Source organism: Deltaproteobacteria bacterium, assembly GCA_016234845.1.
GTDB lineage: Bacteria > Desulfobacterota > Deferrimicrobia > Deferrimicrobiales > Deferrimicrobiaceae > JACRNP01.
In genome coordinates this window covers 1-3,055 of the sequence record JACRNP010000098.1, presented here as the reverse complement: position 1 = coordinate 3,055, position 3,055 = coordinate 1, and the positions used below count along the sequence as shown (strand labels likewise).

3 protein-coding genes are annotated in these 3,055 nt (G+C 70.2%); 1 reads left to right on the top strand and 2 read right to left on the bottom strand.

Translation table 11 applies throughout. The features are described 5' to 3' along the window. Positions 1-341: cytochrome c3 family protein (locus HZB86_07410; protein ID MBI5905366.1), on the bottom strand; the 341-nt coding region annotated here is incomplete at its 3' end. 347 nt (positions 342-688) lie between these two features. Between HZB86_07410 and HZB86_07405 the strand changes: the two genes are divergently transcribed. Beyond that, positions 689-2,701, top strand: coding sequence for an acetate--CoA ligase family protein (locus tag HZB86_07405; protein ID MBI5905365.1), 2,013 nt, complete (start codon positions 689-691; stop codon positions 2,699-2,701). 18 nt (positions 2,702-2,719) lie between these two features. Here HZB86_07405 and HZB86_07400 read toward each other — a convergent pair. Beyond that, positions 2,720-3,055: radical SAM protein (locus HZB86_07400; GenBank protein MBI5905364.1), on the bottom strand; the 336-nt coding region annotated here is incomplete at its 5' end.

The window sequence follows — 3,055 nt, the reverse complement described above, 5'->3', positions numbered from 1 at the left end:
GGGTGGCACTCGATGCAGTACCCCTTCACCTTCCTGTTGGTCCTCATGTGGCAATCCTTGCACCGGTGGTGCATCGCCTCGCGGAACGACGGGGTGTCCCCGTCCCGCTTCGCGCCGTGGCAGTCGGAGCATTTCTCCGAGCCATCCTTGTGGTGGCACGTCTTGCAGTTCCCGATCCGCTGCGCGTGCCCCTTGTGGTCGAACGTCACCTGCCGCTTCTCGTACACCTTCAGCACGATCCTGCCCGGGATCTTCGATTTCGCGTCGTCCGCCCCGACCGCCGCGCCGGCGGCCAGCATCGCCGCCGCGAGGATCGCCACCGCCAACCCCGACCGTTTCATCCTGCCCTCCCCCCGAAGCGGGTGTCCGCGACACCCTGAACTCGTTGCGTCCGAAGGATCCATTCTAAAGGATCGGCCGGAGGGCCGGTTGGGGAAATTTCCCGGCGGGTGACAGCGGTCCGTCCCTTTGCTACTGTACCCCCAATCCCTAGCCCGCATTTCTCACCAGGGTTCGTCGCGAGGCGGTGGAGACGGGCGTGGATACAAGGCGCGCGACCGAGGGCCCCGGAGACGTAGTTAATACTACGGCGAGGAGCCCGACCGAGCGCAACGCAGTAGACATGCCCGTATCCGCCGCCGTAGCAGAAGCCTGGCGAGAAATGCGGGCTAATATCCTCGAGGTGGCCATGGCCTCCCCCCTTTCCTCCCTGTTCCGTCCGTCCCGGATCGCCGTCATCGGCGCGTCCGCGAATCCCGACAAGATGGGATTCCAGATCTTCCGCAACATCCGGGAGGCCGGCTTCGCCGGCGAGATCGTCCCCGTCAACCCGAAGGGGGAGGTGATCCTGGGCATCCCGTCGGTGAAATCGGCGTCCGAGCTCCCCGAGGGGATCGACCTCGCGGTCGTCATCATCCCCGCGAAGCTCGTCCCCGGCACGATGCGGGAGCTGGGGGAGAGGAAGACGAAGTCGGCCATCGTGATCACCGGCGGTTTCGCCGAGTCGGGCGAGGCGGGGGCCGCGCTGCAGGAGGAGATGACCCGGGCCGCGTCGTCGGCCGGCATCCGGGTGATCGGACCCAACTGCCAGGGGGTCAACTACCCGTACCACGGCGTCTGCGCCTCCTGGCCCCTCATCACCCGCCGGGGGGAGATCGCCATCGTCTCCCAGAGCGGGACCGTGGGCGCGGCGCTGATCGACTGGGCGTCGGAGGAGCGGCTGGGGTTCTCCGCGTTCGTCAGCATGGGGAACCGTTCGGACGTGGACGAGGCGGACCTGATCGCCTTCTTCGCGGAGGACCCGCACACCAGGGTGATCGCGCTCTACATCGAGGGGGTGAGGGACGCGGCGAAATTCCTCTCGGCCGTGCGCGCCTGCCCCAAGCCGGTGGTGATCTTCAAGGCGGGGAGGACGGAGCGGGGCCGGAAGGCGGCCGAATCGCACACCCGTTCGCTGGCGGGACGCGACGAGGTCTACGACGCGGTGTTCCGCCAGAGCGGGGTGCACCGGGCGGCGACGCTCGAGGAGCTGTACGACTTCTCCAAGGCGCTCGCCTACCTCCCCCCGCCCGAGGGGCCGAACACGCTCATCGTCACCAGTTCGGGGGGTTCCGCGATCATCGCGACCGACGTCGCGGAAGAGGAGGGGCTGCGCGTCACTCCGCTTTCGGCCGCTCTCTCCGGGAAGCTGCGGGAGATCCTCCCTTCGCACTGCATCGTGGGGAACCCCCTGGATCTCACCGGGGACACCGACGCCGCCCGCTACCGGAAGGTCCTTACGGCGGCCGACGGGGAGTACGACGTGGTGATGACGATCTTCGGCGACCCGATCCCGGGCGCCTCCGACGTGATTCGCCCCGGACGCTGCGAGCTGGTGGCGTACCTCGGCGGCGCCGACGTGGAGCGGGAGGAGCGGCTGAAGTTCCACGAGAGGAAGATCGCCGTGTTCCCGACGCCGGAGCGGGCGATGAAGGCGCTGTCGTGCCACGTCCGGTTCCGCCGGGACCGGTTCCCCGTTTCGACGGGTGGATCGGAACCGCCGGTGCCCGGCGGCCCGAAGGCGCTCTCCCCCGCCGACTCTATGGAGCTTCTCTCCCGCGCCGGGTTTCCCGTGACCCGGTTCGCCCGGGCCGCCGGCGAAGACGAGGCGGTCGCCGCGGCGCGGAAGATCGGCTTCCCCGTGGCGGTGAAGATGAACTCCCCCGACGTGACGCACAAGAGCGACGCCGGCGGCGTGTTCCTGAACGTCGCCGACGAGGCGGCGGTGCGGTCGGCGTTCCGCGCGATCCGCGCGGCGGAACAGGCGGCGGGCGCGCGCGCCGGTGGGGCGCTGGTGTGCGCGATGGCGCCCGCGGGGCACGAGGTGATCGTCGGCGTGACGCGGGACCCGCAGTTCGGGCACGCGGTCATGTTCGGCCTGGGAGGGATCTTCGTCGAGGCGATGCGCGACGTGTCGTTCCGCGTGGCGCCCCTGTCTTCGAAGGACGCCGCGGAGATGATCGAGGAGATCCGGGGGTACCGGGTGCTGACCGGCCTGCGCGGGAGGCCGGCGGCGGACCTCTCCGCCCTTCGCGCCCTCCTGGTGCAGCTGTCGGCGTTCCTCGCGGCGCACCCCGACGTCGGGGAGATGGACATGAACCCGATCTTCGTCCACGAAACGGGGCTCACCGTCGCCGACGCGCGCGTCGTCCCGGCGGGATAGCGCGCCCGGCGCCGCCGTTCATCCTCCCGGCGACGCCCCGGGAGGGAAGAAGAAGGCGTGGTTCGAGGTGAACCCGGGAGGCGTCCGCGCCGCGATCGCGCGGATCGACGGATCTCCCAGCAGGCGCTCCCGGAGGAAGCGCCGCGCCTGCGCCCTGCCCCACCCGTCGCGCGGCGGCACCGGCCGGTACAGCCCCAGCGGTTCGCGCCCCCCGGATCCCTCCCCCTCCCCGGAGACCGACTCGGACGGCTGCCCCGGCCACGCCGCATCCCGCGGCAGGTTCAGGATCGACAGGTTGAGGAAGCCGATCTTCCCGGCGTGCTCCGAAAGGAACGAACGCGTCCGCTCCGCGTC